Origin of the sequence: Parahoeflea halophila, assembly GCF_900220985.1 — a bacterium.
GTDB classification, from domain to species: domain Bacteria; phylum Pseudomonadota; class Alphaproteobacteria; order Rhizobiales; family Rhizobiaceae; genus Hoeflea; species Hoeflea halophila.
The window spans coordinates 49,291-73,989 of the sequence record NZ_OCPC01000004.1; the positions used below are offsets into that span (position 1 = coordinate 49,291).

Annotated in this window: 23 protein-coding genes; 15 read left to right on the forward strand and 8 right to left on the reverse strand. The window is 61.7% G+C overall.

Annotation, left to right across the window (positions count from 1 at the left end; translation table 11 throughout):
• Nucleotides 1-21 precede the first annotated feature (21 nt).
• The 3 genes from CRO46_RS13545 to CRO46_RS13555 all read right to left on the reverse strand — a co-directional run bounded on the left by CRO46_RS13545 (nucleotide 22) and on the right by CRO46_RS13555 (nucleotide 2,715).
• Nucleotides 22-1,230: a sugar transferase gene (locus CRO46_RS13545; protein WP_210421528.1), complete on the reverse strand. Its 1,209-nt coding sequence runs from the start codon at nucleotides 1,228-1,230 to the stop codon at nucleotides 22-24.
• Nucleotides 1,231-1,546: 316 nt separating this feature from the next.
• The gene (locus CRO46_RS13550; RefSeq protein ID WP_097108337.1) at nucleotides 1,547-1,828 is read right to left on the reverse strand and encodes a SulP family inorganic anion transporter; all 282 of its coding nucleotides are present in this window, start codon (nucleotides 1,826-1,828) and stop codon (nucleotides 1,547-1,549) included.
• A 47-nt stretch (nucleotides 1,829-1,875) separates the two neighbouring features.
• Nucleotides 1,876-2,715 (reverse strand): YiiX/YebB-like N1pC/P60 family cysteine hydrolase, encoded by an 840-nt coding sequence (locus CRO46_RS13555; protein ID WP_097108338.1) that lies wholly within the window; start codon nucleotides 2,713-2,715, stop codon nucleotides 1,876-1,878.
• A 125-nt stretch (nucleotides 2,716-2,840) separates the two neighbouring features.
• Here CRO46_RS13555 and mbfA point away from each other — a divergent pair, with 125 nt between their 5' ends.
• From mbfA to CRO46_RS13570, 3 genes are all read left to right on the forward strand, one after another.
• Nucleotides 2,841-3,824, forward strand: a complete 984-nt coding sequence (gene mbfA / locus CRO46_RS13560) for an iron exporter MbfA (protein WP_097108671.1) — start codon at nucleotides 2,841-2,843, stop codon at nucleotides 3,822-3,824.
• A gap of 273 nt (nucleotides 3,825-4,097) precedes the next feature.
• Nucleotides 4,098-6,002, forward strand: coding sequence for a polysaccharide biosynthesis protein (locus CRO46_RS13565; RefSeq protein ID WP_097108339.1), 1,905 nt, complete (start codon nucleotides 4,098-4,100; stop codon nucleotides 6,000-6,002).
• A gap of 97 nt (nucleotides 6,003-6,099) precedes the next feature.
• Nucleotides 6,100-7,281: an MFS transporter gene (locus CRO46_RS13570; protein WP_143439049.1), complete on the forward strand. Its 1,182-nt coding sequence runs from the start codon at nucleotides 6,100-6,102 to the stop codon at nucleotides 7,279-7,281.
• Between the two features lie 31 nt (nucleotides 7,282-7,312).
• On the opposite strand, the gene CRO46_RS13575 is transcribed toward CRO46_RS13570, so the two are convergent.
• Both CRO46_RS13575 and CRO46_RS13580 read right to left on the reverse strand, forming a co-directional pair.
• A complete protein-coding gene (locus CRO46_RS13575; RefSeq protein WP_097108341.1) occupies nucleotides 7,313-7,921 on the reverse strand; it encodes a transglutaminase-like cysteine peptidase in 609 nt (202 codons plus the stop codon).
• Nucleotides 7,922-8,162: 241 nt separating this feature from the next.
• Nucleotides 8,163-8,960 (reverse strand): alpha/beta hydrolase, encoded by a 798-nt coding sequence (locus CRO46_RS13580; RefSeq protein WP_097108342.1) that lies wholly within the window; start codon nucleotides 8,958-8,960, stop codon nucleotides 8,163-8,165.
• A 193-nt stretch (nucleotides 8,961-9,153) separates the two neighbouring features.
• Between CRO46_RS13580 and infC the strand changes: the two genes are divergently transcribed.
• From infC to pheT, 6 genes are all read left to right on the forward strand, one after another.
• The gene (infC, locus tag CRO46_RS13585; RefSeq protein WP_179759082.1) at nucleotides 9,154-9,690 is read left to right on the forward strand and encodes a translation initiation factor IF-3; all 537 of its coding nucleotides are present in this window, start codon (nucleotides 9,154-9,156) and stop codon (nucleotides 9,688-9,690) included.
• Nucleotides 9,691-9,948: 258 nt separating this feature from the next.
• On the forward strand, nucleotides 9,949-10,149 hold the full coding sequence (gene rpmI / locus CRO46_RS13590) for a 50S ribosomal protein L35 (protein WP_097108343.1): 201 nt from the start codon (nucleotides 9,949-9,951) through the stop codon (nucleotides 10,147-10,149).
• A 36-nt stretch (nucleotides 10,150-10,185) separates the two neighbouring features.
• Nucleotides 10,186-10,587 carry a 50S ribosomal protein L20 gene (gene rplT / locus CRO46_RS13595; protein WP_097108344.1) on the forward strand — a complete coding sequence of 134 codons (402 nt, stop codon included), beginning with the start codon at nucleotides 10,186-10,188 and terminating at the stop codon, nucleotides 10,585-10,587.
• A 170-nt stretch (nucleotides 10,588-10,757) separates the two neighbouring features.
• Complete coding sequence (gene pheS / locus CRO46_RS13600; protein ID WP_097108345.1) at nucleotides 10,758-11,843, forward strand: phenylalanine--tRNA ligase subunit alpha; 1,086 nt, start codon at nucleotides 10,758-10,760, stop codon at nucleotides 11,841-11,843.
• Complete coding sequence (locus CRO46_RS13605; RefSeq protein ID WP_179759064.1) at nucleotides 11,840-12,250, forward strand: GFA family protein; 411 nt, start codon at nucleotides 11,840-11,842, stop codon at nucleotides 12,248-12,250. Before pheS ends, CRO46_RS13605 begins: the two co-directional genes overlap by 4 nt.
• A 13-nt stretch (nucleotides 12,251-12,263) precedes the next feature.
• Nucleotides 12,264-14,675, forward strand: a complete 2,412-nt coding sequence (gene pheT / locus CRO46_RS13610) for a phenylalanine--tRNA ligase subunit beta (protein WP_097108347.1) — start codon at nucleotides 12,264-12,266, stop codon at nucleotides 14,673-14,675.
• A gap of 115 nt (nucleotides 14,676-14,790) precedes the next feature.
• Here pheT and CRO46_RS13615 read toward each other — a convergent pair whose 3' ends face one another.
• Nucleotides 14,791-15,471: a ZinT family metal-binding protein gene (locus CRO46_RS13615; protein ID WP_097108348.1), complete on the reverse strand. Its 681-nt coding sequence runs from the start codon at nucleotides 15,469-15,471 to the stop codon at nucleotides 14,791-14,793.
• Nucleotides 15,472-15,709: 238 nt separating this feature from the next.
• On the opposite strand from CRO46_RS13615, the gene CRO46_RS13620 reads away from it, so the two are divergent.
• Nucleotides 15,710-17,095 (forward strand): nicotinate phosphoribosyltransferase, encoded by a 1,386-nt coding sequence (locus tag CRO46_RS13620; protein ID WP_097108673.1) that lies wholly within the window; start codon nucleotides 15,710-15,712, stop codon nucleotides 17,093-17,095.
• Nucleotides 17,096-17,116: 21 nt separating this feature from the next.
• Here the strand turns inward: CRO46_RS13620 and CRO46_RS13625 are convergent, their stop codons facing one another.
• Nucleotides 17,117-17,503 carry a GtrA family protein gene (locus CRO46_RS13625; protein ID WP_097108349.1) on the reverse strand — a complete coding sequence of 129 codons (387 nt, stop codon included), beginning with the start codon at nucleotides 17,501-17,503 and terminating at the stop codon, nucleotides 17,117-17,119.
• Between the two features lie 290 nt (nucleotides 17,504-17,793).
• Here CRO46_RS13625 and CRO46_RS13630 point away from each other — a divergent pair, with 290 nt between their 5' ends.
• On the forward strand, nucleotides 17,794-18,780 hold the full coding sequence (locus tag CRO46_RS13630; protein ID WP_097108350.1) for a Gfo/Idh/MocA family protein: 987 nt from the start codon (nucleotides 17,794-17,796) through the stop codon (nucleotides 18,778-18,780).
• 66 nt (nucleotides 18,781-18,846) lie between these two features.
• Here the strand turns inward: CRO46_RS13630 and CRO46_RS13635 are convergent, their stop codons facing one another.
• Nucleotides 18,847-19,878, reverse strand: a complete 1,032-nt coding sequence (locus CRO46_RS13635; RefSeq protein ID WP_097108351.1) for a glycosyltransferase — start codon at nucleotides 19,876-19,878, stop codon at nucleotides 18,847-18,849.
• Nucleotides 19,879-19,987: 109 nt separating this feature from the next.
• On the opposite strand from CRO46_RS13635, the gene CRO46_RS13640 reads away from it, so the two are divergent.
• The 4 genes from CRO46_RS13640 to CRO46_RS13655 all read left to right on the forward strand — a co-directional run bounded on the left by CRO46_RS13640 (nucleotide 19,988) and on the right by CRO46_RS13655 (nucleotide 24,678).
• Nucleotides 19,988-21,838 (forward strand): hypothetical protein, encoded by a 1,851-nt coding sequence (locus CRO46_RS13640; RefSeq protein WP_143439050.1) that lies wholly within the window; start codon nucleotides 19,988-19,990, stop codon nucleotides 21,836-21,838.
• A gap of 166 nt (nucleotides 21,839-22,004) precedes the next feature.
• Nucleotides 22,005-23,063, forward strand: a complete 1,059-nt coding sequence (mepA, locus tag CRO46_RS13645; protein WP_097108674.1) for a penicillin-insensitive murein endopeptidase — start codon at nucleotides 22,005-22,007, stop codon at nucleotides 23,061-23,063.
• Nucleotides 23,064-23,205: 142 nt separating this feature from the next.
• Nucleotides 23,206-23,583, forward strand: coding sequence for a methylglyoxal synthase (locus tag CRO46_RS13650; protein WP_097108353.1), 378 nt, complete (start codon nucleotides 23,206-23,208; stop codon nucleotides 23,581-23,583).
• Nucleotides 23,584-23,652: 69 nt separating this feature from the next.
• Nucleotides 23,653-24,678 carry a glucokinase gene (locus CRO46_RS13655; RefSeq protein WP_097108354.1) on the forward strand — a complete coding sequence of 342 codons (1,026 nt, stop codon included), beginning with the start codon at nucleotides 23,653-23,655 and terminating at the stop codon, nucleotides 24,676-24,678.
• The last annotated feature ends 21 nt before the right edge of the window (nucleotides 24,679-24,699 follow it).

The window sequence follows — 24,699 nt, forward strand, 5'->3', positions numbered from 1 at the left end:
TTGAATGAATGGGAAACCGGCCTACTTGGCAACCCGGTCGCCGTTCCCGCTTCCAAGTGCCGTGGCAATGATGATCTTGAGATCCAGCAGCAGTGACTGGAGTGCCAGGTAACGCGCATCTAGGTTTGCCAGTTTCCCGGGGTCGCTCATGTCAACGCCATTCACCTGCGCCAGGCCGCTGATTCCTGGCTTGAGTGCGAGCACACCCAGTCGCCGCCGGGCTTCTACAAGTTCGCGCTGAACCGGCAGGCATGGCCGTGGCCCGATCAGGCTGATCTCGTTGCGGAAGATGTTGATGATCTGCGGCAGTTCATCAAGCTTGAGTTTGCGCAGCACCGCGCCAAGCCGGGTCACTGAACTGGCGCTGACTTCATGGGTGCCCAGATGTGCAGTCCCTGTCTGCATGGTCCGGAACTTGTAGCAGGTGAAGGGCCGCCCGTTTCGGCCGACCCGCTCCTGCGCAAAGATTCCGGGACCCTTCGATCCGAACCTTACCAGTGCCCAGATGATCAGCAGCAGCCACCAGAAGACCACCGTGACGGTCAATGCGAAAACCAGATCGAGACCCCGCATGATCAGGCCATAGACCGGATTGCCGGATTGGCCATCGCTGATGATGGCCGGTTCGGCCAAGTCGGAGGGATCCCGGCTGTCCAGGGATGCGACCACCTGGGCGATCCGGTGGATTGAAACGGTGGGTTTGAGCGAAGCGATCGCGCTGAAGGCGAACCGGGCGAGAGGGGCCGGAAGCTTCGAAAGAAATGTCAGCCGGTCAGAAAAATCAGGGTTGTAGACATAGGGCAGGTAGAGGTTGATTACCCTCATGCCCTTGACATGTGCCAGTTCGTCCGCCGCCTTGCGCTTGCTGATCGCGTAGGACGAGGTGTTGGACTGATCAAGCGCATGCGTGGAAGAGAAATTCACGAAGGTCTCTATCCCGGCTTCGCGCGCCAGCATGGCTGTTTCCAGCGCACAGTCGACATTGACCTTCAGAAAGGTCTCAAGTGGTTCGCTGGACGTATTGTTCAGAACCGCCAGATGCAGCAGAACCGTACAGCCCTTGGCCTTCTCGGCGAGCTCGGTGTAGTCACAGCACGCGAAGCCTGGAAACATACGGCTGATCTTTGCCTTGTCACGCCCGGCCAGCAGCATGTCTGCGCCACCCTCCCGCAACAGCGGAACAAGGTTCCGGCCCACATATCCGGTCGCGCCCGTTATGACGATTTTCACGTGTGGCACCCCTCTGGCTGCGAAAAGCTGACCCCTGGATAAAGGCTCATCGCAAGCCCCGCATCGGCCAATCAGGCCGTGTCACGTGCGATGGTCTCAAATCGCCTGCGGAGATGCCTTTGACGGTTTTTGTGTCGGGCAAGAGCAAGATCTTCGGAGAACCATTGGCTGGTGATGCAAACCTGTCGACGCGATTTCCATGCTTGATCGCGGCAGACCAATATCCGTTGCATCAGCTCGCATCAACAGGTTTCCTCGCCCGGTCCACCCCGATGCCGCCATTGTCGTGCATTGAGCAGGACGTGAAACAGCGCAGTTACCTACCTGTCCGGCCACCGATCCTTGCGCGGCTGACGCCCGGTGCCGAGATTGCCAGGCCGGCAACGATCGCCTTGACGAGGCCTGTGCCGGGGTTGGCGCCCGAGGCAATTGCAAGAGCCATCAACAGCACCAGCGCCACCATCGCGACCGCCAGTCCGGCTCCCAGGTCCGGGAGGAAGGTCTGACCGTCGCAGTTGCGCAACCTGGTCGGGATCTTCGGGTGGAACACCCGGCCATGCTTCCGGAGGTCACCATCAGTATCTGCCGAAATTGTCATGAGGACCCCTCCGATTGAAGCCTTTTCCCGCCGCAGGCAGGGTATGGTCAATCTTCGGGTTCACCGCCGGGCTCGCCGGGCGCGGCCGAGGCGGCTGTCTGCCCGTGGCCCCATTCCAGCGCCTTGTAGTCGAACCCGTATTCGAGCGTTGGCTTGACCACCCTGAAATAGGGCGAGAGGTCGAAGTCCCGCGGCGCGAACAGCGAATGGTGTCTGATATGAAGGATTTCCCGCCGCGAATAGTCCGAATCCGCCCTTTGTCTGCCCGGTGCGCGCGTCACTTCCGGCAGGATCGGGTAGCGAACGGACTGGAAGGCCTGGGCGATCATCGAAGAGCAGATGGCGCGCGTCGGGTCACCCGAGCCGAAGGCGAGCATCCGCCTGCGCCAGCGCACCGGCACGGGAGGCGTCGGGAGGAAGTAGCGCAAGAGGTCGAAGATGTTCTTCATGTCGTAGCGGACACCGAGCCGCTCCACCATGTAGGAGACCACCGCAGCGCGGTCCTCCGGCGTCAGCCCCACGGGCCGGCAGATGCGTGTGTTGAACCGGCTGTACTTTGACAACGGCACGGCAACGCAGCCTTCGCCAAGATTGACTTCGACGAGCTGCGGATAGTCCGATCCGCTTTGCTCGTCAGGCTTGAGCGCGTTGCCGACATAAAGTGCTGCATGCGACCAGGTCGACTGGGTAAGGTACTTGATTGCTGCGGAGACCTTCTGGTTTCCTTCTACGAGCACGATATCGCCCGGCTGCAGGGTGCGGGAAAGCGTTGTCGGATCGGAGGGCGTGTAGGGCTCGTAACCGGCATTGGTAGAGTGAAGCCGCCGGGCAAGAAAACGTCCCAGCCGGTCCAGAAAGCTGTCTGCGATGCCACGCGCTTCGGTCATGGTGCAACACTTGGCCCGGGTTGGCTCATTGATCAACCCGGGCGGCTTCAACTTTGTGTTTACCGGCCTTGATAGCCGCGCTGGAACATCGTAGTTTAGAATTATTCTAATTTATGAGGTTTTCCATGTTGTCTCGCATTCTCGGTTCCGGCCGCCGGTCATTCAAATCGTTGAGCGAGCAGGAAGTCCTGGCCCTCGCCATATCGTCGGAAGAGGATGATGCGCGGATTTACCTTGCCTATGCGGATCATCTGCGTGGCGACTTCCCGCAGTCCGCCAAGGTCTTCGAGGAGATGGCGGCGGAAGAGGGCGTTCACCGGGTGCGTCTCATCGAGCGCCACAAGAGCCGCTTCGGCGACCGCATCCCTCTCATTCGCCGCGAGCATGTCCGAGGTTTCCACGAACGCAAGCCCGACTGGCTGGTCAAGAACCAGTCGATCGACAAGATCCGGCTGACCGCTGAGGAAATGGAGGCGCAGGCCCACAACTTCTATCTGGCCGCGGCTGCCCGCACCGGGGATGCCGACACGAGAAAGCTGCTCGGCGATCTCGCTCTGGCGGAGAAAAGCCATGAATCACTCGCCCGCAGGCTCGGGCTCCAACACACGCCGGAAGACGTCAAGGCTGAGGAAGCCCAGACCGACCGGCGCAAATTCATCCTCACCTATGTCCAGCCAGGCCTCGCCGGTCTGATGGACGGGTCGGTCTCCACCCTCGCACCGATCTTTGCCACCGCCTTTGCCACCGGTGATACCTGGACAACCTTCCTTGTCGGCCTGTCAGCCTCGGTCGGCGCGGGCATTTCGATGGGCTTTACCGAAGCCGCCCATGACGATGGCGTGATCTCCGGCCGCGGGTCACCGCTCAAACGCGGCCTTGCATCAGGCATCATGACGGCGATCGGCGGCCTCGGTCACGCGCTTCCCTATCTCATTCCCGATTTCACCATCGCGACAACAGTGGCCATAGCCGTGGTGTTTGTCGAGCTGTGGGCCATCGCGTGGATTCAGAACCACTGGATGGACACGCCCTGGAGCCGTGCGATCCTTCAGGTGGTCCTGGGCGGCGCGCTGGTCTTTGCAGCAGGCCTGCTGATCGGCAATGCCTGAGAACAACCAGTGCACTCCCCGACCGGGCGGTCGGGCGGTCTAGTGGACTGCCGCCACCCCGGACCTGCAGAGGGCGCTCTCTCAGGCCGAGATTGCGCCATCTCCGGTCAGGGATCCACCTGACGGCGGACCAACCCCGCCAACTCCGGGGGCGGCAGCCCCTCGGCCATCCGTCTCGTGTTCGTGTTGCCAAGCGCCGGGGGCTGTGCCATTGAGCCTTCTGTGGGATCTCGTGTTTCGGCGGGAATCGATTGACAACAAGAGAATACGGGCATGATGCGTAAGGTGATCCATTGGCTTGCGGCCAGAAGCCGACGCTCCAAGCAGTTCATTCTTGTCATGATCGATTCCATCCTGTTTTCGGGTGCCGTCTGGCTGGCCTATTCGCTTCGCTTCAACGCGCTTTACGATCCAGACATCAATCAGGTGCTCCTCATGCTTGCGGCACCGGCGATCGGAATTCCGATCATGTATGCCTTCGGGCTTTATACTTCGATCACGCGCTATGTGGGCGAGCATGCATTGTGGACGATCTTCAAGGCTGTGGCGCTGACCGCTGTGTTCTGGGCTGTTGTGGCCTATGTTGCCCGGCTTGAAGGCTCCACCCTTGTCCCACGCACCGTTCTGGTGCTGTTCTGGCTCCTGTCCCTGCTGCTGATCTCCGGTTTTCGCTATGTCTCGCGATGGCTCATACTTGAGTTCACCCAGGAGCAGACGCAGCGCAGGAACATCCTGGTCTACGGTGCGGGCGATGCCGGCCGCCAGATTGCGGCGACGCTGAAGCAAAGCAGCAACCGGATCACCATTCATCAGGTCGATGACGACCCGACCATGTGGGGTGCCACGATCGGCGGTATCCGGATCAGCAACCCGGCAGACCTGGAACGGTTGATCGAGAAGAAGGGCATCAGCGAAGGCATCGTGACCATGCGCAGCGCCAATTCGGCGCGTCGTGCGGAAGTGGTCGAGCGGCTGAGCAATCTCGGACTGCGGGTGCGCATTCTGCCTGCCTTCGTCGATATCGCCGACGGCAAGCATACGGTTGACCTGATTCGCGACGTCGAGATCGGCGATCTGCTTGGACGGGATGCGGTGCCGCCGGATCCCGTCCTGATGGAGGCCAACACCCGTAACAAGGTCGTGCTGGTCACCGGTGCGGGCGGCTCGATCGGATCCGAACTCTGCCGGCAGTTGAGCACGGTCGGGGTGTCCAAGCTGATCATGCTGGATTCAAGCGAGTTCGCGCTCTATCAGATCGACCGGGAACTGGCCAGCCAGAGCGGCCTTGAACGGGTTGCAGTGCTTGGATCCGTCGATGACCCGGCGCTGATGCGCAGGATCATGCGCGAACATGCCGTCGAGACGGTGTTCCATGCTGCAGCCTACAAGCATGTGCCGCTGGTCGAGGCAAATCCGTTTGAAGGCATCAAGAACAACGTATGGGGCACGTCAACGGTGGCGTCGGCCGCCTATGAAAGCGATGTCGAGGTTTTCGTCCTGATATCGACCGACAAGGCTGTCAGGCCATCGAGCATCATGGGCGCCTCCAAGCGCGTCGCGGAACTCATCGTCCAGGATTTCGCCGAAAAGGCGCAGAAAGACGGCAAGGCAAAGGTATTTTGCGCCGTCCGCTTCGGTAATGTCATCGGATCCAGCGGTTCGGTCATACCGTTGTTCAAGGAGCAGATCCGCAGGGGTGGGCCGATTACACTGACCCACTCCGAAACCACACGTTATTTCATGTCCATCGAGGAGGCCGCGCAACTGGTCATTCAGGCCGGAAGTCTCGCCCGTCACAACGATGCTCGTAAACAATTCCCGGGGCGCATCTTCCTGCTTGACATGGGACAGGCGGTCCGAATCCGGGACCTCGCCATCAAGATGGTGCAGCTGTCCAACCTGACGGTCAGCGACGCGTCCAACCCTGCAGGCGACATCGCCATGCACGAGATCGGCTTGCGACCCGGCGAAAAGCTGCACGAGGAGCTGTACTTCTCCGTCGAGGCGGCAAAACCGACGTCGCACCAGAAGATAACCGTTGCCGCCGAGTCTGCTCCCGAAGGTCTCGATATCGAAGAAATGATGCGCGAACTTCAGGATCTGACGATCAGTGAAGACCGTGACAGATTGCTTGAGTTTCTGCGTCGCGTCGCCGGCATGGGGCTGGAGGCTGGATGACAATGCTCGGCCCGACGGTCGCTGTCATTTGCCGGATGGCGAGGTGACCAGCCCGGGGCGCCGCGTCGAGCCGTTGACGCTGCTGATAGGGGTTTCCATGACCATCGGTTATGGAACACTTTACTATCCCTTTGCCATTCTGGGACCCGAAATCGCCCGCGGCCAGGGCTGGAGCAACAGTTTCGTTTTCGGGGTTTTTTCCGTTGCGTTGCTGACCAGCGCCGTGACCGCCTCGCTGGTCGGGCGGGCGATGGACAGGTTCGGTGCCCGTCCGGTCATGGTAGCGGGATCCTGCCTGGCAGCTCTTGCTCTCGTCAACCTGTCGGCGGTTCATTCTATGGCCGCCTTCATTGTCGCCATGCTGATTATCGAGCTGGGTGCGCGGATGGTGCAGTATGAGACTGGCTTTGCCGCCCTGACGGCAATCCACGGCCGTCATGCGCGGCGCCCGATTGCTCATGTTACGCTTGTTGCGGGTTTTGCATCCACCGTTTTCTGGCCGCTGATTCACTGGCTGCTCGGCTTCATGGACTGGCGTAGCGTCTGCCTGGTTCTCGCCGCGATCAATGTTCTCGTGGCCCTGCCGATCCATGCCGCAATTCCGGGCCGGACCAGAGCACTTGAGCTGACAGAGCCAATCCCGGTCTCGAATCGAGATCCGGGCCTGCTCGGGCCCGGCAAACGAGCCCCTGCATTCCTGTTCATGGCGATCGCCTTTGCCGGCGGCAGTTTCCTGATGTCGGCGGTCCACACATCCTTCTTTCTCATCCTTGACCAGATGGGGCGGGGGCCTGCGCTTGCGGCATTGGCGGGGGCCGTCATCGGACCGATGCAGGTCGCAGCGAGGCTTGTCGAAATGCTGACCGGTGAGCGGGTTGCGTCCTCTGTCGTCGGGGTGATTTCGAGTGCGGCCCTGCTGCTTGGCCTCGCATGCCTTGCAGCGGGGCTGTGGATCGATGGAGAGCTGATCGTGATTGCCTTTGCCGTCAGTTTCGGCATCGGTCAGGGTCTGAATTTCATCTCCCGCGCGATTTTGCCGGCCCGGTTGTTCGGCACCGAGGGTTACGGCGCCATGACCGGCAACCTTGCCACCGTCCGCCTGCTGGCGATGGCCGGTGCCCCGGTGTGCACCGCGCTGGTAATTTCCCATTCCGGAATCGGGATGGCCTTCCTCCTGCTCATGCTCATTGCCGTGATCGGCGTAGCTGCCTCCCTGGCGCTTCGCATCATCGAGAACCGCGCATTGGCACTTGGGCACCCTGCCGCCGCGGACGGCTGAGCACTCAGCAATATGGCATGCATCGGGATGTTTACTTGAGCGCGCCGACCAGAACGTCTGATCCGTTCTCGATGGTGACCCAGCGCCCGGAATTCGTCGATGCCTGGCGCTTGAGGTAGCTGTAGGGCGTCTTGCGCCAGCTCTTGACCTCATCGACCAGATTGTCGAGCACGAAATCACCTTCCGAGGTTCGCAGGGTGAGTACCGCATGGCCTTCGCCATCCGGCTTGCGCACCACCGTGATGAGGACATCCGAGGGAGAAAACCCGCGCTCGATCAGCATGTGCCGCTTGAGCAGAACATAGTCCTCGCAGTCCCCGGCAATGGTGGGATAGGTCCACACTTCTTCCTTGCCGAACAGCTCCAGGTCGGTTTTCGGCATCACCGAGAAATTGACCGCACGGTTGATTTCGCGGATCACGTCCCAGCCGTAGTCGGTGACTTTTGGCGCCGCACCCGATCCGTTCACGGGGGCGCATTCCGCGCTGAACTTCTTGCAGAATTCGTAGTGGCCGATGGGCTGCGAGGTGATCCGGCCAACCTGCATCGAGAGGCCCGAGGCGAAGGCTCCCGCGGGCAACACAAAGGATGCCAACAGGGCAATCATTGCCCGCTTTGCTTGTGCCGGTCCGCGCAACATCGCCGGTCTACTCCACGCCGTCTCGTTTCGTTAACAAAGAGTTAATGTCGGATGGGCGGAAGAGTCAATTGCGCGGCCGCGTCTTGTCCGGACATGGTTACCGGCCGAGGCATTTCGATCACAGCTTTGCGGCAGGGCCCGGGTTACAGCGTCTTCTCTGTCGTCCCGCTGCCGGTCGGAAATGCGCCACTGAAGCGGCGGCAGGCCGGTTGCGGACAACCCGTCAGGGTCCGGTCCGGGGTCAGGCGTGTTCGGCGATCCCGTCCACGGCAGCGAGAATGCGGGCGATGTCTTCGTCCCGCGACAGCCGGTGATCGCCGTCCCTTATGAAGGTCAGGGTAACGTTCTCTGACGGCAGGTGTTCGAGCAGCCGCAAGGCGTGGCCCCACGGTACATCCGGGTCAGCCATGCCCTGGATGATATGAACCGGCGCCCCGGTGTCGATCAGTCCGTCGAGAACCCGGTTCTTGCGCCCGTCTTCGAACAGCGCCCTGGTAAACACGTTCGGATCCGGCCCGTAAGGCGTAGGCTCCTCGTAATAACCATCGCGCTCAAGCGCGGCGCGCTGTTCATCGGTGAGCTCCGGCTCCATCAGTTCCAGCGTGAAATCCGGCGCCGGTGCAATCAGCACCAGGCCGGCGATCCGGTCGCCCTGTCCGCGCGCGTTGAGTTCCTGGACCATGCGAAGCCCGATCCAGCCGCCCATCGACGAGCCGACCAGGATCTGCGGGCCCTTGGTATAGTGCTCGAATGCTGCAAGGCTCTCTTCGAGCCAGCGCGAGATCGTGCCTTCGCGGAAGCTGCCGCCGGAAGCCCCATGGCCGGAATAGTCAAACCTGAGGCAAGCCTGCCCCTTGCTGCCGGCCTGCCGGCACAGCGCTTCGGCCTTTGAGCCGGTCATGTCCGAACGGTAACCACCGAGCCAGACCACGCCCGGCATTCCTGTGCCTTCTGGTGTTGCAGCGCGGGTCAGCGCCGCGATGGATCGTACATCCTCGCCCTTGCCCACCTCGAGGTTGCTGGCGACCGGTTCCGTCATGCTGGTTCGACTCCCATTGTCTCGTTGAGGCGCCTTTTACAAGATTCGCCGCCGCTTTGCCGGGCCGATGGTGATTTTTTCGCAAAGCCATGCTATTGACACCGGCCAGCTGATGACGACATTGCGCTCGGGACATATATACTCGTGCGCAGCCACCGGCTGGACCGTAAGAGTTAATCAGGAGACCAAAGCCATTCGCAGACCATTCAGAGCGCCGCCAACCGTAAACGAAGGCCCCCGCGCAAACCAGAATATCCGGGCCCCGCAGGTCCAGCTTATTGACGCCGAAGGCCAGAACCATGGCGTCGTGCCGACCGAGCAAGCGCTGGGCCTGGCCGAAGAAGCCGGCCTCGACCTCGTCGAGATCAATTCCAACGGCGATATCCCGGTTTGCAAGATCGTTGATCTGGGCAAGCTGAAATACCAGTCGCAGAAGAAGGCCTCCGAGGCGCGCAAGAAGCAGAAGACCGTCGAGGTCAAGGAAATCAAGATGCGCCCCAACATCGACACCCATGATTACGAGGTGAAGATGCGGGCCATGAACCGCTTTTTCGATGAGGGCGACAAGGTCAAGGTGACCTTGCGTTTCCGTGGCCGTGAGATGGCCCATATGGAACTGGGCATGAAACTGCTCAACAAGGTCAGAGACGACACCGTCGAGATCGCCAAGGTCGAAGCCGAGCCGAAGCTTGAAGGCCGTCAGATGATGATGGTGCTGGCGCCGAAGTAACAGCTTCACCCGTCCGATGCAGACCGGTCCGGCTGATGCCTGGCCGGTTTTTGCTTTAATCGGGATGAATCCTTGCAATGCCCGTTGCGCTTTTGCCAAGCCGGAGCTATAAGGCGCGCGTTCAAACCGGCCGGCAGGGCATGCCGAGGCGGTTTCCAACGCTAGACGAAGAGGGGCTTCGCCTCTTTGTCTCACCCAACAAGAAATGACCCTGCAGTGTCACCCCGGCACCCAAGCGGTCTGACAAGGAGTAGCGAAATGCCCAAGATGAAGACGAAATCGTCTGCCAAGAAGCGATTCAAGATCACTGCGAGCGGCAAGGTCCTCGCAGCAGCCGCCGGCAAGCGCCATGGCATGATCAAGCGGTCCAACAAGTTCATTCGCGACGCACGCGGCACCATGGTTCTCGCTGAACCCGACGCCAAGATCGTCAAGAAGTTCCTCCCCAACGGCCTGTAAGCAGAGCCGGGACCAGCGTTTTAAGGATATCACGATATGGCACGCGTAAAACGGGGCGTAACCGCCCATGCAAAACACAAGAAGGTTCTGAAGAAAGCCAAGGGCTTTTACGGACGCCGCAAGAATACCATCCGCGCCGCGAAGGCTGCCGTCGACAAGTCGATGCAGTACGCTTACCGCGACCGCAAGGTCCGCAAGCGCAATTTCCGCGCCCTCTGGGTACAGCGAATCAACGCAGCTGCGCGCGAGCACGGCCTCACCTACGGCCGTTTCATCGACGGTCTGACCAAGGCCGGCATCGAGGTTGACCGCAAGGTTCTTTCTGACATGGCGATCCATGATGCGGAAGCATTCGGTGTTCTGGTTGCCGCCTCGAAGAAGGCGCTCGAATACCTCAAGGACAAGACTCCGAACGAGTTTGAAAGCGCTGTCGCCTAAGCCAGCGTTTCCCGCAGAATATGAATTTTGGGATCCCGCGCTGGCACGGCTGGCGCGGGATTCTTCGTTTTCCAACCGGGCAATCGCCTGTTTCCCACGCGTCGCAATTCGTTTAAGCACGGGTCCGGCGCCCGCCAGATAGGGCCAGAAAATACAGGTAGTCAGAGATCATGAGTCAGTACCAGACGCTTGAAACCTCCATCATGGGCGAGATCGCCGCCAGCGCGGACGAGGCGGCTATCGAAGCCGTTCGCGTCGCTGCACTCGGCAAGAAGGGGTCCGTTTCCGAATTGCTCAAGGGGCTGGGCAAGATGACTCCGGAAGAGCGCCAGGAAGCAGGCCCCGCCATCAACGGCCTGAAGGCGCGCGTGGCCGACGCCATCGCCGCCCGCAAGACCGAGCTTCGCAATGCCGCCATCACCGAGCGCCTGGCCCGCGAAACCGTCGATGTCAGCCTGCCGGTGCGTTCCTCGCCAGCGGAGCGTGGCCGCATTCACCCGATCAGCCAGGTCATCGACGAGATCACCGCGATTTTTGCCGACATGGGCTTCTCGATTGCCGAAGGTCCGGACATCGAGACCGACTACTACAATTTCACCGCGCTCAACTTCCCCGACGGCCACCCGGCGCGCGAAATGCACGACACCTTCTTCTTCCAGCCGGATGAAAAGGGTGAGCGCAAGGTGCTGCGTACCCACACCTCGCCGGTGCAGATCCGCACCATGGAGGCGGAAAAGCCGCCGATCCGTATCGTCATTCCGGGAAAGACCTACCGGCAGGATTCCGATGCCACCCACTCGCCGATGTTCCATCAGCTCGAGGGCCTGGTGATCGACAAGACCGCCAATGTTGCCAATTTGCGCTGGGTGCTGGAAGAGTTCTGCAAGGCTTTCTTCGAGGTCGATGATGTCACCATGCGCTTCCGGCCGTCGTTCTTCCCCTTCACCGAGCCCTCGTTCGAGGTCGATATCCAGTGCGACCGTACCTCCGGTCCGATCGTCAAGTTCGGCGAAGGCACCGACTGGATGGAGATCCTCGGCTGCGGCATGGTGCACCCCAACGTGCTGCGGGCCGGCGGGCTTGATCCGGACGAGTATCAGGGCTTTGCCTGGGGCCTGGGCATCGACCGCATCGCCACGCTGAAATATGGCATGCCCGATCTGCGCGATTACTTTGATGCCGACGTGCGCTGGATCAACCATTACGGCTTCCGCCCGCTCGACATGCCGACGCTGTTCGGGGGGCTGAGCGGGTGAGCAAGCACCAGGGATCCTGCCGTTGCGGACTGATCTCGGCCGAAAGCTCGGGCGAGCCCGTCTGGCAGTCCTATTGCCATTGCCGGGATTGCCGCAAGCAGACCGGTGCGCCGGTCATGGCCTATGTCGGCTTTCGCAAGGACGACCTGACATGGTTCGGTGAACCGAAGACCTGGCGCGGCGCCGGCGGGGTGGAGCGCAGTTTCTGTGGCCACTGCGGCAGCCAGATCGGTTACACCGACGTCCGTTTGCCAGAGGAGGTCTATCTGGCGTTGGGCTTCATGGACGAACCGGAACGCTATCCGCCCACATCGCATGCCTTTGTCGCCCGGCAATTGCCATTCCTCCACATGACCGATGATCTCCGGCGCTTCGACGGGGTTTCCGTAAAGCGCTCCCAATCATGACTGGACAAGACTGATGAAATTCACACTCTCCTGGCTCAAGGATCACCTTGAGACCGACGCCACGCTGGAGCAGATCTGCGAGCACCTGACGGCGATCGGTCTCGAGGTCGAGGATGTCGACGACAAGGCGGCCTACAAGCCGTTCACCATCGCCAGGGTGATCTCCGCCGAACAGCATCCCGACGCCGACAAGCTCCGCGTGCTGATGGTCGACAAGGGCGACGGCAAGCCGGTGCAGATCGTCTGCGGCGCGCCCAATGCCCGCGCCGGGCTGATCGGCGCGCTCGCCGAGCCCGGCACCTATGTGCCTGGCATCGACGTGACCCTGTCGGTCGGCAAGATTCGCGGCGTCGAAAGCCACGGCATGATGTGCTCCGAACGCGAGCTCGACATGTCCGACGACCATGACGGCATCATCGATCTGCCGGAAGACGCGCCGGTCGGCACGTCCTTTGCCGCCTATGCCGGGCTTGATGACCCGGTCATCGAGATCAACCTGACGCCGAACCGTCCCGACTGCACCTCGATCTTCGGCATCGCCCGCGATCTGGCAGCCTCCGGCCTGGGCACTCTCAAGACCCCTCAAGCCCCGAGCTTCGCGGTCGAAGGCGCGACCACGCAAAACATCAGGATCGAGCTCGATGACGAGAGCCTTTGCCCGGGCTTTGCCTGGCGGCTGGTGCGCGGTGTGAAGAACGGCCCGAGCCCGAAATGGATGCAGAAGCGGCTTCTCGCCATCGGTCTCAGGCCCATCTCCGCACTGGTCGATGTCACCAACTACATGACGTTCGATCAGGGCCGTCCGATGCACGTCTTTGACGCCGACAAGGTCAAGGGCGATCTGGTGGTGCGCCGTGCGCAGGAAGGCGAGCAGATCCTGGCGCTTGATGAACGCACCTACACGCTCAATCCGGGCAATGTCATCATCGCCGATGAGAACGGCCCGGAATCCATCGGCGGCATCATGGGCGGCGAGCATTCCGGCTGCGACGAGAACACCACCAATGTGCTCATTGAGTCGGCGCTGTGGGATCCGATCAACATAGCAAAGACCGGCCGCAGCCATGGCATCATCACCGATGCACGCTACCGTTTCGAGCGCGGTGTCGATCCCGAATACATGGTTCCGGGGCTCGAGCGCACCACCGAACTGGTGCTCGACATGTGCGGCGGCACCGCCGCAGCCGCCCGCGTTGAGGGTTACAAGGGGCATGAAAACAAGGTTGTCGAATTTCCCTTCGCCGAAGTCGGCCGCCTGACCGGGCTTTCCGTCTCCAACGAGGAGGCAACCGGCATCCTCACCGGCCTCGGATTCGAGGTATCCGGTTCCGGTGAAACCGTCTCGGTCAAGGTGCCGTCGTGGCGTCCGGATATCGACGGCAAGGCCGATCTGGTCGAAGAGGTCATGCGCATTCACGGCGTTGACAAGATCAGGCCCGAGCCGCTGCCTTCAATCGGTGCGGTCAACGAGAAGATCCTGACCACGCTGCAGATCCGCACCCGGTCAGCCAAGCGGGCGCTGGCGGCGCGCGGCATGCTTGAGGCGGTGACCTGGTCGTTCATTTCCGGAGACCAGGCGAAATTGTTCGGCGGCGGCAGGCCCGAGCTGAAGCTCGCCAACCCGATCGCGGCCGACATGTCCGACATGCGGCCGTCGCTGCTGCCGGGACTGATCGCTGCTGCCGGCCGCAATGCGGCCCGCGGCTATGGCGACGTGGCGCTGTTCGAGGTTTCCGGCACCTATGAGGATGACACGCCCAAGGGCCATCGCCGGGTTGCCGGTGGCATCCGCCGGGGCACGGCCGGTCTGGCAGGCTCGGGCCGTCACTGGGATGGTGCGGCCAAGCCGGTCGGCGTCTTCGATGCCAAGGCCGATGCGCTGGCGGCGCTGGAAGCCTGCGGCTTGCCGATGGCAAATGTCCAGTTCGAGCAGGGCGGGCCGGACTGGTATCACCCCGGCCGTTCCGGTCTGATCAAGCTCGGCCCGAAGGTGGTGCTGGGCCATTTCGGCGAGTTTCACCCCAACACGCTCGATGCGCTCGATGTTTCCGGCCCGCTCTGCGGTTTCGAAGTGTTCATCGACAGGATCCCCGAGCCCAAGCGCAAACCCACCCGTACCAAGCCTGTGCTCGAGCTTTCGGCCTTCCAGGCGCTGCGCCGCGACTTCGCCTTCGTCGTCGACAGCACCGTGCCGGCGGCCACGCTGATCCGTGCGGCCCAGGGCGCTGACAAGCAGCTGGTCACCAGTGTCAATGTCTTTGACCTGTTCGAAGGCCCGTCGCTGGGCGAAGGCAAGAAATCGGTCGCCATCGAGCTCACCATCCAGCCGCGCGACCGGACGCTCACCGAGGAAGACCTCGACAAGCTGGCCAAATCCGTCATCGCCAATGTCGAGAAGTCGGCGGGCGGCGTACTCAGGGGATGAGCGGTCTACCACTCCGGTTTCGGGGTGAGGCTCATCCGCGCAAAATTAAATCGGCGCTCCTGGGTAAAAGGAGCGCCGACTTTGTTTCATCAGATTGCTTGCTTGTCTAAGGCAATCAATGCGCCAGCATTTCCGCGAGGATATCGTCGCCCGTCATGTCTGACGGGTAATAGGTCGGCCAGTTGCTGAGTTCGTTCAGCAGGGCGACGCGGTCGTCGCCGAAATAGAGGTGGTAATGATCAGCCTTGTTGGGCGCGATGGCATGGTCGCTGAACTGGATGAACATCGGCGCTTCGTCGTCGCCGGTGGTCTTCTTGAAGATGTAACGGACGCCCCGATTGCCCTTCTTGTAGGTCAGGATCTCGTACCCGTCGGAGGCATAATGCGCCTGGGCGGGATTGCCGTTCCGGTAAAACGTCAGAATATCGCCCTTGATGTCGATACGCTCGACGTCGGTCTTGTAGCCGGTGTCGTAATAGGTGCGGTATTCCTCGACAGTCTTGTCGCCGTTCTCGGCCTTGTGGGCCATGACCGGGTCGAGGGTGCCGTCGACGAGATAGGGGTAAACCGACTGCCACTCGCCCTCCCAGTCAGCAAGCGTCCGGGCCTTGATCTGGCTGTCTTCAAAATACCCACGATAGATATCGTCGCTCTTCTCGGACCCATGCGCGTGGTCATGTTTATTGTCGGATGCAGCTTGTGCAGCTGTGTCGTCTGCCAGCAAGCTTGTTGTAAGCAGCATTGCGCAGCCGAGCCCGAGAGCCCTGGTAAAACCGGAAATAGATGTGTTTTTCATGTCTGAACCCCGAACTTTGGAGGAAAATTCACTTCTGATGAAGGCGTCATGTAATAACGTTACACATGCTGAATAACGCTGGTCCAGGAAAATGGCAAGCCCATCAGATGAAAATTCGGGCACGGTCGTACTGATCTGGTCATTGCCCAGACCGTTCCAGGAAATTTTATCCGCGAGGTAGGCGAACCGCAATCCGGCGGTCTATAAGCGAACCGAACTCGCATGAGAAATGGCCACCATGAACCTGATCCTGAATTCTGACAGCTACAAATACTCGCATTTCGCGCAGTATCCGCCCGAAACCCAGGCGATCTCGGCCTATATCGAGGCGCGGCCCGGTGGCAAGCATGAACAGGTGCTGTTCTTCGGACTGCAGATGTTTTTGAAGGACTATCTCGCGCGCCAGATCACCATGGCCGATGTCGACGAGGCGGAAGCGATGATCACCGCCCACGGCCTGCCGTTTCACCGTGAGGGTTTCGAGAAGATCGTCACCCGCCACAATGGTCATTTCCCGTTGCTGATCGAGGCGCTGCCGGAAGGCATGGTCGCGCCTGCCGGCACGCCGCTGGTGCAGGTGAGGAACACCGATCCAGATTTCTTCTGGCTGCCGACCTTCATCGAAACGGCGCTTCTGCGTGCCGTCTGGTATCCGTCGACGGTCGCGACTGTCTCTCACGGCGCGCGTCAGATCATCTCAGCCTCGCTCGAGCGCACCTGCGACGCGCCGGGTGAAGTCCTGCCGTTCCGCCTGCATGATTTCGGCGCCCGCGGTGCCACCTCTCTCGAACAGGCGGGCATTGGCGGCGTCGCCCATCTGGTGAGCTTCATGGGCACCGACACCGTCAGCGCACTGGTTTACGCCCGTCGGTTCTATCATGAGGACATGGCCGGCTTCTCCATCCCCGCTGCCGAGCATTCGACCATGACCAGCTGGGGCGAAGACCGCGAGACCGAAGCCTACCGCAACATGCTCACCCAGTTCGCCGGTCCCGGCAAGCTGGTCGCAGTGGTCTCGGATTCCTACGATCTCTACCGCGCGGTCAAGACCATCTGGGGCGAGGAACTCAAGGCCGAGGTCGAGGCCTCGGGCGGCACGCTGGTGGTGCGTCCCGATTCCGGTGACGCCACCCGGGTGCCCGTTGATACCGTGCAGATGCTGGGCGAAATCTTCGGCTTCACCATCAACAACAAGGGTTACAGGGTGCTCAATCCGGCCGTGCGGGTGATCCAGGGCGACGGCGTCACGCCTGAAACCATAAGGCTGATCCTCGGCAGGCTCGAGGACAAGGGCTGGTCGGCGGAGAACATCGCCTTCGGCATGGGCGCCGGCCTCCTGCAGAAAGTCAACCGCGACACGCTGCGTTTCGCCATGAAGGCCAATGCCCGGCAGGATGGTGACGGCCAGTGGCATGGCATCAACAAGAACCCGAAAACCGATCCCGGCAAGGCGTCCAAACGCTACCGCCAGGCGGTGATACGCGAAAACGGCAAGCTGGTGGCAATGCCGCTCAAGGATATCGGCGAGCGCGAGAATCTTCTGCAACCGGTCTGGCAGGACGGCGAATTGCTGGTCGACTGGACACTTGCCCAAATCCGAGAGCGGGCGGCCTCGAGCGGTTGACCTCGGCCAGGACCGGTGAGCTTACAGATCCGGTCCGCGCCCGAAGACGAAGCGGGAATAGCCGAGATAAGCAAACGAAGTGGCCGAGCCGGATCCCAAGATCAGCGCTATATAGGGCGACAGGCCGGGCAGAGTTAAAAGCAGGCCCGAATAGACGCAATAGTTGATCAGTGTCGAAATCAGGCCGACGCTGCCGTAGCGCACGCCTTCGACCGCCACTTTCCGGTGCGAGGCGCCGAAAGTGAAGGTGCGGTTGATCATGTAGGTGCAAAAAAGTGCTGCGCCGATGGCCGGGGCCCGGGCGCTGAATGGATCAAGCATCCGGAATTCGATCAGCAGCCAGAGCATCCCCATGTCGACCACGAACCCGATGGCGCCCGCAAACAGGAAGAATGTGAGTTTTTTCATGAAGCGGGTTTCGGCTTTCGGTTGGCAGTCAGGATCCGACTTGAGGGGTGCAAGTCCTTGCTTACAATCCTGCAAGGGTCAACCCGCGCAAGACCGTCCTTTGGGCTCCGGGGCAGGGTGCCCGATTGTGCAGGCCGGCTTGGCGCCGGGGTGTCTTTGGTCCCTTATTCATCCAATCGGTGGGCGAATGCAACCCGGCTGTTGACAGGCCCCGCCCGGAGCAGGCTTGAATGCAGGCGGATTAAGGGCGCCGCGTGCCGGCGCCGCAATAGCTGTTGTGGGAGCAAGTCATGTTTCGATGGGGAATTTTATCCACGGCCAAGATCGGCCGTGATCATGTGATCCCGCAATTTCAGGATTCCGAGAATGGCGTCGTCACGGCCATCGCCAGCCGCGATCATGCCCGGGCGCGCGCGGTGGCCGACCGCTTCGGCATACCGCTGGCTTACGCCTCCTATGAAGAGCTTCTGGCTTCCGATGAGGTTGACGGGATCTACATTCCCCTGCCGACGTCGCAACACATCGAATGGTCGATCAAGGCGGCCGAGGCCGGCAAGCATGTTCTGTGCGAGAAGCCGATCTCGCTGCATGCCAGCGAGATCGCACCGCTGATCGCTGCCCGTGACGCCAACAATGTGTTGGTCAGCGAGGCCTTCATGGTGACCTACCATCCGCAGTGGCACAAGGTCCGGGCGCTGATCCGTGAGGGCGCCATCGGCCGTCTGCGCCAGGTCCAGGGCGCCTTCAGCTATTACAACACCGACCCGTCCAACATGCGCAACAACGCTTCGCTCGGCGGCGGCGGTCTGCCCGATATCGGCGTCTATCCCACGGTCACCACCCGGTTTTCGACCGGAAAGGAACCGCTCAGGGTTCAGTCGACCGTCGAAATGGACCCGGATTTCGGCACCGACCGCTATGCCAGCCTGAGAGCGGATTTCGGCGAGTTCGAGATGAGCTTCTATTGCTCGACCCAGATGGCGGCGCGCCAGCTCATGGTCTTCCATGGCGAAGATGGTTACATCGAGGTCACCGCGCCGTTCAATTCGGGTGAATACGGCCACCCGACCGTCATCCTTGAGCGGCGCGGGCACCATGAGGCCACCACCTTCCGCTTTGGCGGCGTGCGCCAGTACCGGCTGCAGGCCGAGGCTTTTGCCCGCAAGGTCGGGGGCAGCGATGACGAGGTGTTCTCGCTCGAGCAGTCGGCACTCAACCAGAAATTCATCGACGCCGTCTATCGCGCCGCAAAACATGATGGCTGGGAAACAGTCTGACACAGGACAGCGCCGTGCCCCGGTTCGGTTGTGCGGCGCGTTTCAGGCGCAGAACCAGGCCCGGCCTCAGGAAGCCAGCTTGGGTTTCTCACGTCTGACTGCCAGGGCTTCCGCCGGGGCCGGCGCTGTTTCGTTGCGCCCGGCAGCGGGGCTCAGGTCGACCCGGGTGGGGGCGATCGACATGTAGTGGAAATGCTTCTGTTCGGCCCGTCCGCGGGCCACGGAATCGAGTATCACACCGGCCGAGAAGATCATCAGCGCCATCATCATGAGCGCCATGGCCAGCACCCATGTCGGCATCCGCGTCACCAGGCCTGTGGCGAAGTACTCGCTGAGCACCGGCGTCATGAACATCATCGAGATACCGGCGGTAATGCCGCTGAGATAGCAGAAGAATGTGAACGGCCGGGTTTCCTTCATCAGCATCGCGAACATCCATAGGATCTTCGCGCCATCCTTGAAGGTCGACAGTTTCGAGTGCGAGCCTTCCGGCCTGCGCCCGTAATCGAGCGCCAGCTCGGTCACCGGCAGCTTCAGCACCGAGGCATGCACGCTCATCTCCGTTTCGATCTCGAAACCGCCCGAGACGGCCGGAAAGCTCTTGGCAAAGCGGCGCGAGAAGGCCCGGTAGCCCGAAAAGATGTCAGTGAAATCTTTTCCGAAAATGGACTGGTAGAGCGTGTTGAAGATCGAGTTGCCGAAGGCATGGCCGCGCCGGCCCGCATCATCTGTTACGCCGCGGCGCGTACCCACCACCATGTCGCAGCGCTCGGTCAGCAGGGTGCGGATCAGCTCCGGCCCGTCTTCGGGCGCATAGGTGCCGTCGCCGTCGGCCATCAGGTAGATATCGGCCTCGATGTCGGAAAACATCCGCCGGACCACGTGGCCTTTGCCCTGGCGTGGTTCGCGCACGACGATTGCTCCGGCCAGTGCCGCACGCAGCGCCGTCTGGTCCTTCGAATTGTTGTCGTAGACATAGATCCGTGCACTCGGGAGCGCTGCGCGGAAACCCGCAACGACGTCGCCGATGGTTGCGGCCTCGTTGTAGCAAGGCAGCAGCACCGCGATATCCAGGCCATCAAGCAAACCGTCCGTCATCGGAGTTCCCCGTTAGCTGAGGGCCAGTCACGCCCGTGGCTTTACTATTTCTTGAGAAGGTTAAGGCTAGGTTGAATGACCGGGAGAAATCTATGCGTTGGAGTTGCCTGTGACCGAGACCAGCCCTGCCGAAAGCGGGACCGGAATTGCAGATACCGGCAGTCGCGACCGTACCCGCATCTCGCCGTTTGCGCCGTTGCACAGGCCCGTGCTTCTGACTTTCGTCGTCTTCATCATTGCCTCGGCGGGGATGCATTTCGCCACCTATGTCGACTATGTCGGAGCCGACAATGATGATGTGATGCGGCTGGTCCAGGTACGCGACCTGCTCTCAGGCCAGGGCTGGTTTGACCTGACGCAGTACCGGCTGGGGCTCGAAGGCGGCACCCTGATGCACTGGTCGCGTTTGATCGACCTTCCGATCGCCAATCTGGTGATGCTGTTCTCGCTGTTCATGGGCCCGGTCATGGCGGAAGCCTCGGCCCTGTTCGTCTGGCCGCTGCTGACCACTTTGCCAATTTTCTATGCCCTGGCGCTGGGTGGCAACGTTCTGGCCGGCCAGCCCGGCCGCCTGATCGCACTTGCCCTTGCTTTCCTGTTCGTGCTTGGCGGCAACCGTTTCCAGCCCGGTTCGATCGACCACCACAATGTCCAGCTGGGGCTGATTGCCACCATCGCGGCCTGTCTGATGCTGCCGGGACGTCCGCCGCTCGCCCATGCGATCGCCGGTGGGGCCGCTGCCCTGGCCATCGCCATCGGTGCCGAAACCACGCCACACATCCTCGTCGCAGCCCTTATTGTCGCGATCCAGTGGCTCTGGATCGGCAGAGACATGAAAGCCGCGGCCTCGGTCTTTGCCCTTGCCATGGCTGCAGCCCTGAGCGCTGTGTTCTTTCTCACCGTTCCACCCGCGCGCTATGGTGAGGTCGCCTGCGATGCGCTGTCGACCGGGTTCTATTCTCTCGGAGTGATCGGCGCGGGCAGCTTCTTCCTTGCCGTGTCGGCAACTTCCGAGCGGTATTTTGCATGGCGGCTGACGGCGCTCGGTCTTGCCGGGACGGTCACCCTCGGCGCTGCGTTGTTGATTGCGCCGCAATGCCTCGGGAATCCGCTTGCAACGCTTGACCCCCTGCTGGTCAGCATGTGGCTCAGCAGCGTGACCGAAGCCCAGTCGGTTTTCGCGCAAGCCATTACCGAGCCCTGGTCTCTCGCCGGGTTCTACCTGGTGCCGGTTCTGGCCATGATGCTCTGCGTACGCCGCATCTGTCAGCGCCGCGACGTCCAGGCCTATGGCGTGCTTCTGGCATTGCTGGCGGTCTCCTGGGCCATCGCGCTGGTACAGGTGCGCGGCGCAGTGTTTGCCAACCTGCTCTCCGCCATTCCGATGGCGGCCCTGGTCGCCGAAATGCGCGTCCGCGCCAATGCCGATCAGAAGAACCTGCGTAAGGGCCTGATGTTTGCCGGGACCGCACTGGCAGCGGTGCCCTTCGTCTGGGCGCTGTCGGGCGCGCTCCTCTCGATGGCCGTCAACACGGTGACCGGCGAAGAGGTCGGAAGCCTTCCCGTGCTGGAGGAGAACGCCTGCACCGGGGCCGCCGCCCTGCGGGCCTTGGCGGCTGAGCCCGCCGGTGTTGTGGCCTCGCCATCCAACATGGGTGCCCATATCCTGCGCTTTACCGCCCACCGGGTGTTGTCCGCGCCTTATCACCGCAATCAGGGTGGCATGCTCACCGAGCTGCATGCGGCGATGGCCGTCCCGAAGGATGCGGTCAAGTTCCTGCGCGGTGCCGGTGTCACCCTCGTGGCATTCTGCAAGACGGATCCGCAGGTCGCAAGCATCACCCGGGTTGCCCCCGATGGGCTCTACGCCCAGCTGGGTCAGGGGCGCATTCCGGCGTGGCTTGAGCCGGTTCCCGGCACGCAGGCCCTGCCGTTGCAGCTCTATCGGGTCAAGCCCTGACCGTGGCCGCACTCGGCTTCGCAGTATCCTTGTCCGGTGAAAAATTGGTGCGGTGACGCGACCCGGGTATATTCACTGCAGGCGATTCCGTCCGGGCTCAGGATGTTCTAGTCTGGGACAGGTGATTTGCCTGCCTGCCTCGCCCGTGAGCCTGGAGACCGAGCCCGTGACCACCGATAGCCGCCTTGTTGTTGCAATACGTCAAGCTGTCCGGGCTGCATTGGTCACAGCCTTGCTCATTGCCGGAGGCGTGTCCCCGGCTGCGGCTGATCAGCCCGCCAAGCAGGTCTTTGGCGCCGCGAAGCTGCCGGCTGTCCTGCCGGCCCGCGCCATCGGATTCTATTCCAAGGGCTGTCTGGCCGGCGGCATCGCCATTCCTGCCGACGGGCCGACCTGGCAGGCGATGCGGCTGTCACGCAACCGCCGCTGGGGGCATCCCGATCTGATCGCGCTGGTGGAGCGGCTCTCGCGCGAGGCGGCAGCTCATGACGGCTGGCCCGGGCTGCTGGTCGGCGATATCGCGCAGCCGCGCGGTGGCCCAATGCTCTCTGGCCATGCCTCGCACCAGATCGGTCTCGATGCCGATATCTGGCTCACCCCGATGCCGGACCGCACCCTGTCTGCCGCGGAGCGCGAAAATCTCTCCGCCACCTCGATGTTGAAGAGGAACTCGCTTTATGTCGACGACCGCGTCTGGACACCCGCCCATGGCCGCTTGTTGATGCGGGCCGCCAGCTACCCGGAAGTCGAACGGATTTTCGTTCATCCCGGCATCAAGAAGAAGCTTTGCGACAGCTGGGACGGGGATCGTGCTGCCATGAGCAAGATCAGGCCCTATTACGGCCATCACTATCATTTCCACATTCGCATCAAGTGCCCGCCCGGCGCCAGCGGCTGCAAATCACAGAACCCGCCGCCGCCAGGCCCGGGCTGCGACAAGTCCCTCGCCTGGTGGTTCACCGATGAGCCCTGGGCTCCGGCCAAACCCAAGAAGGACACCAGGCCCAAGCCCGAGAAGCGTGAGATTCAGCTCTCCGATCTTCCGTCGGCCTGCTCGCTGGTGGCAATGGCGCCCGGACCCGCCTCCGAGGCCGAGGTGACCCTGGGCGCAGACCCGATTGCCCGCATTGCTCGCGCCAACGCCAATGCCGCCAGTGTTTCGGGCCTTGCCGCACTGCCCCTGCCCGGGCGCATCCCGCTTCCGGTGCCCCGACCTGCAAGGTAGATGGTCCCAGTAAATCGCGGCATCGAAAATTCGCAGAGGCAACGGCTTTTGTTTGCGCTGAGGACAAGCTATAGAAAGCTATAAATCGATTGAAATGAAGGATCCGTCCTCTGGACAAGGGGTCTTCGGATGATGAGCCGCCATGAGTGTTCACAAAGCCATCGCCCTGATCGCGCATGATCAGAAAAAGGATGATCTGGCTGATTTCGCCCGGTCGCACCAGAAGGCGCTGGCCCGGTTTCCGATCGTGGCGACCGGCACCACCGGTGGCCGGATTGCCGATGCCTGTCCGGAGCTGCAGATACAGCGGTTAAAAAGCGGGCCGCTCGGCGGTGATCAGCAGATCGGCGCGTTGATTGCGACCGGCGATGTCAGCCTGGTGATCTTTTTCGTCGATCCGCTGACGGCAATGCCGCATGATGTCGATGTGAAAGCGCTGATGCGGCTTGCCATCGTCTATGATATTCCGATGGCGCTTAACCGTGCCACGGCTGACACCTTGCTCAAAGCGCTTGGCTAGTCAGTTCAATTGATCCGGTGCCGCCTCTTGGGCCGCACCGCAACCCTATCAGGCCGACGGGAACAGAGCATGCCTACATCCTACGAAATCGACCACACAATCGCGTTCCCGGTTCTGATCGGCGACATCGGCGGCACCAATGCCCGTTTTGCCATCCTGTCCGATGCCTATGCCGAGCCGAAGGAATTCCCGATCCTCGCGACAGCCGATTTTTCCACCATCGATGAGGCGATCCAGACCGGCGTGCTCGACAAGACTTCGTTGCAACCGCGATCGGCGATCCTGGCGGTGGCAGGCCCGATAAAGGGCGATGAGATCGATCTGACCAACTGCGACTGGGTGATCCGGCCGAAAGTCATGATCAGTGATCTCGGGTTCGAGAATGTGGTGGTGATCAATGATTTCGAGGCCCAGGGGCTGGCTGCGGCATCGCTCGGTCAGGAATATCTGAAGAAAGTTGGCGGTGGCGAAATCCGTCCCTCCACCTCGCGCGTGGTGGTCGGCCCGGGCACCGGCCTCGGCGTCTCGGGCCTGGTGCATGCGCGCCACACTTGGTTCCCGGTGCCCGGAGAAGGCGGCCATGTCGACATGGGCCCGCGCAGCAAGCGCGATTACGAGCTGTTTCCACTTTATGAAACCATAGAGGGCCGGGTGTCCGCCGAGCAATTGCTGTGTGGTCGCGGCATGATGAATATCTACCGCGCCGTCTGCAAGGCCAATGGCGTCAAGCCCGCAGCCAAAACGCCCGCCGAAGTCACGGCGCACTGGGCCGACGGTTCCGATCCCGCAGCAGTCGAGACAATCGAGCTGTTCGTCACCTATCTCGGCCGGGTCGCCGGTGACCTGGCGCTGGTCTTCATGGCGCGGGGCGGCGTCTATCTGGCCGGTGGCATCGTCCAGAAGATCCTGCCGGCGCTCAATCAGCCGCGCTTTCGCGAGGCTTTCGAAGACAAGGCGCCGCATTCACAGATCCTCAAGACCATCCCGACATTCGTCATCACCCATCCGCTGGCAGCGTTGTCGGGCCTTGCGGCCTATGCCCGCACCCCGGTCCGTTTCGGCGTCGCGACCGAAGGCCGTCGCTGGAAAGCATAGGCAAACCCGATACAACCCGTT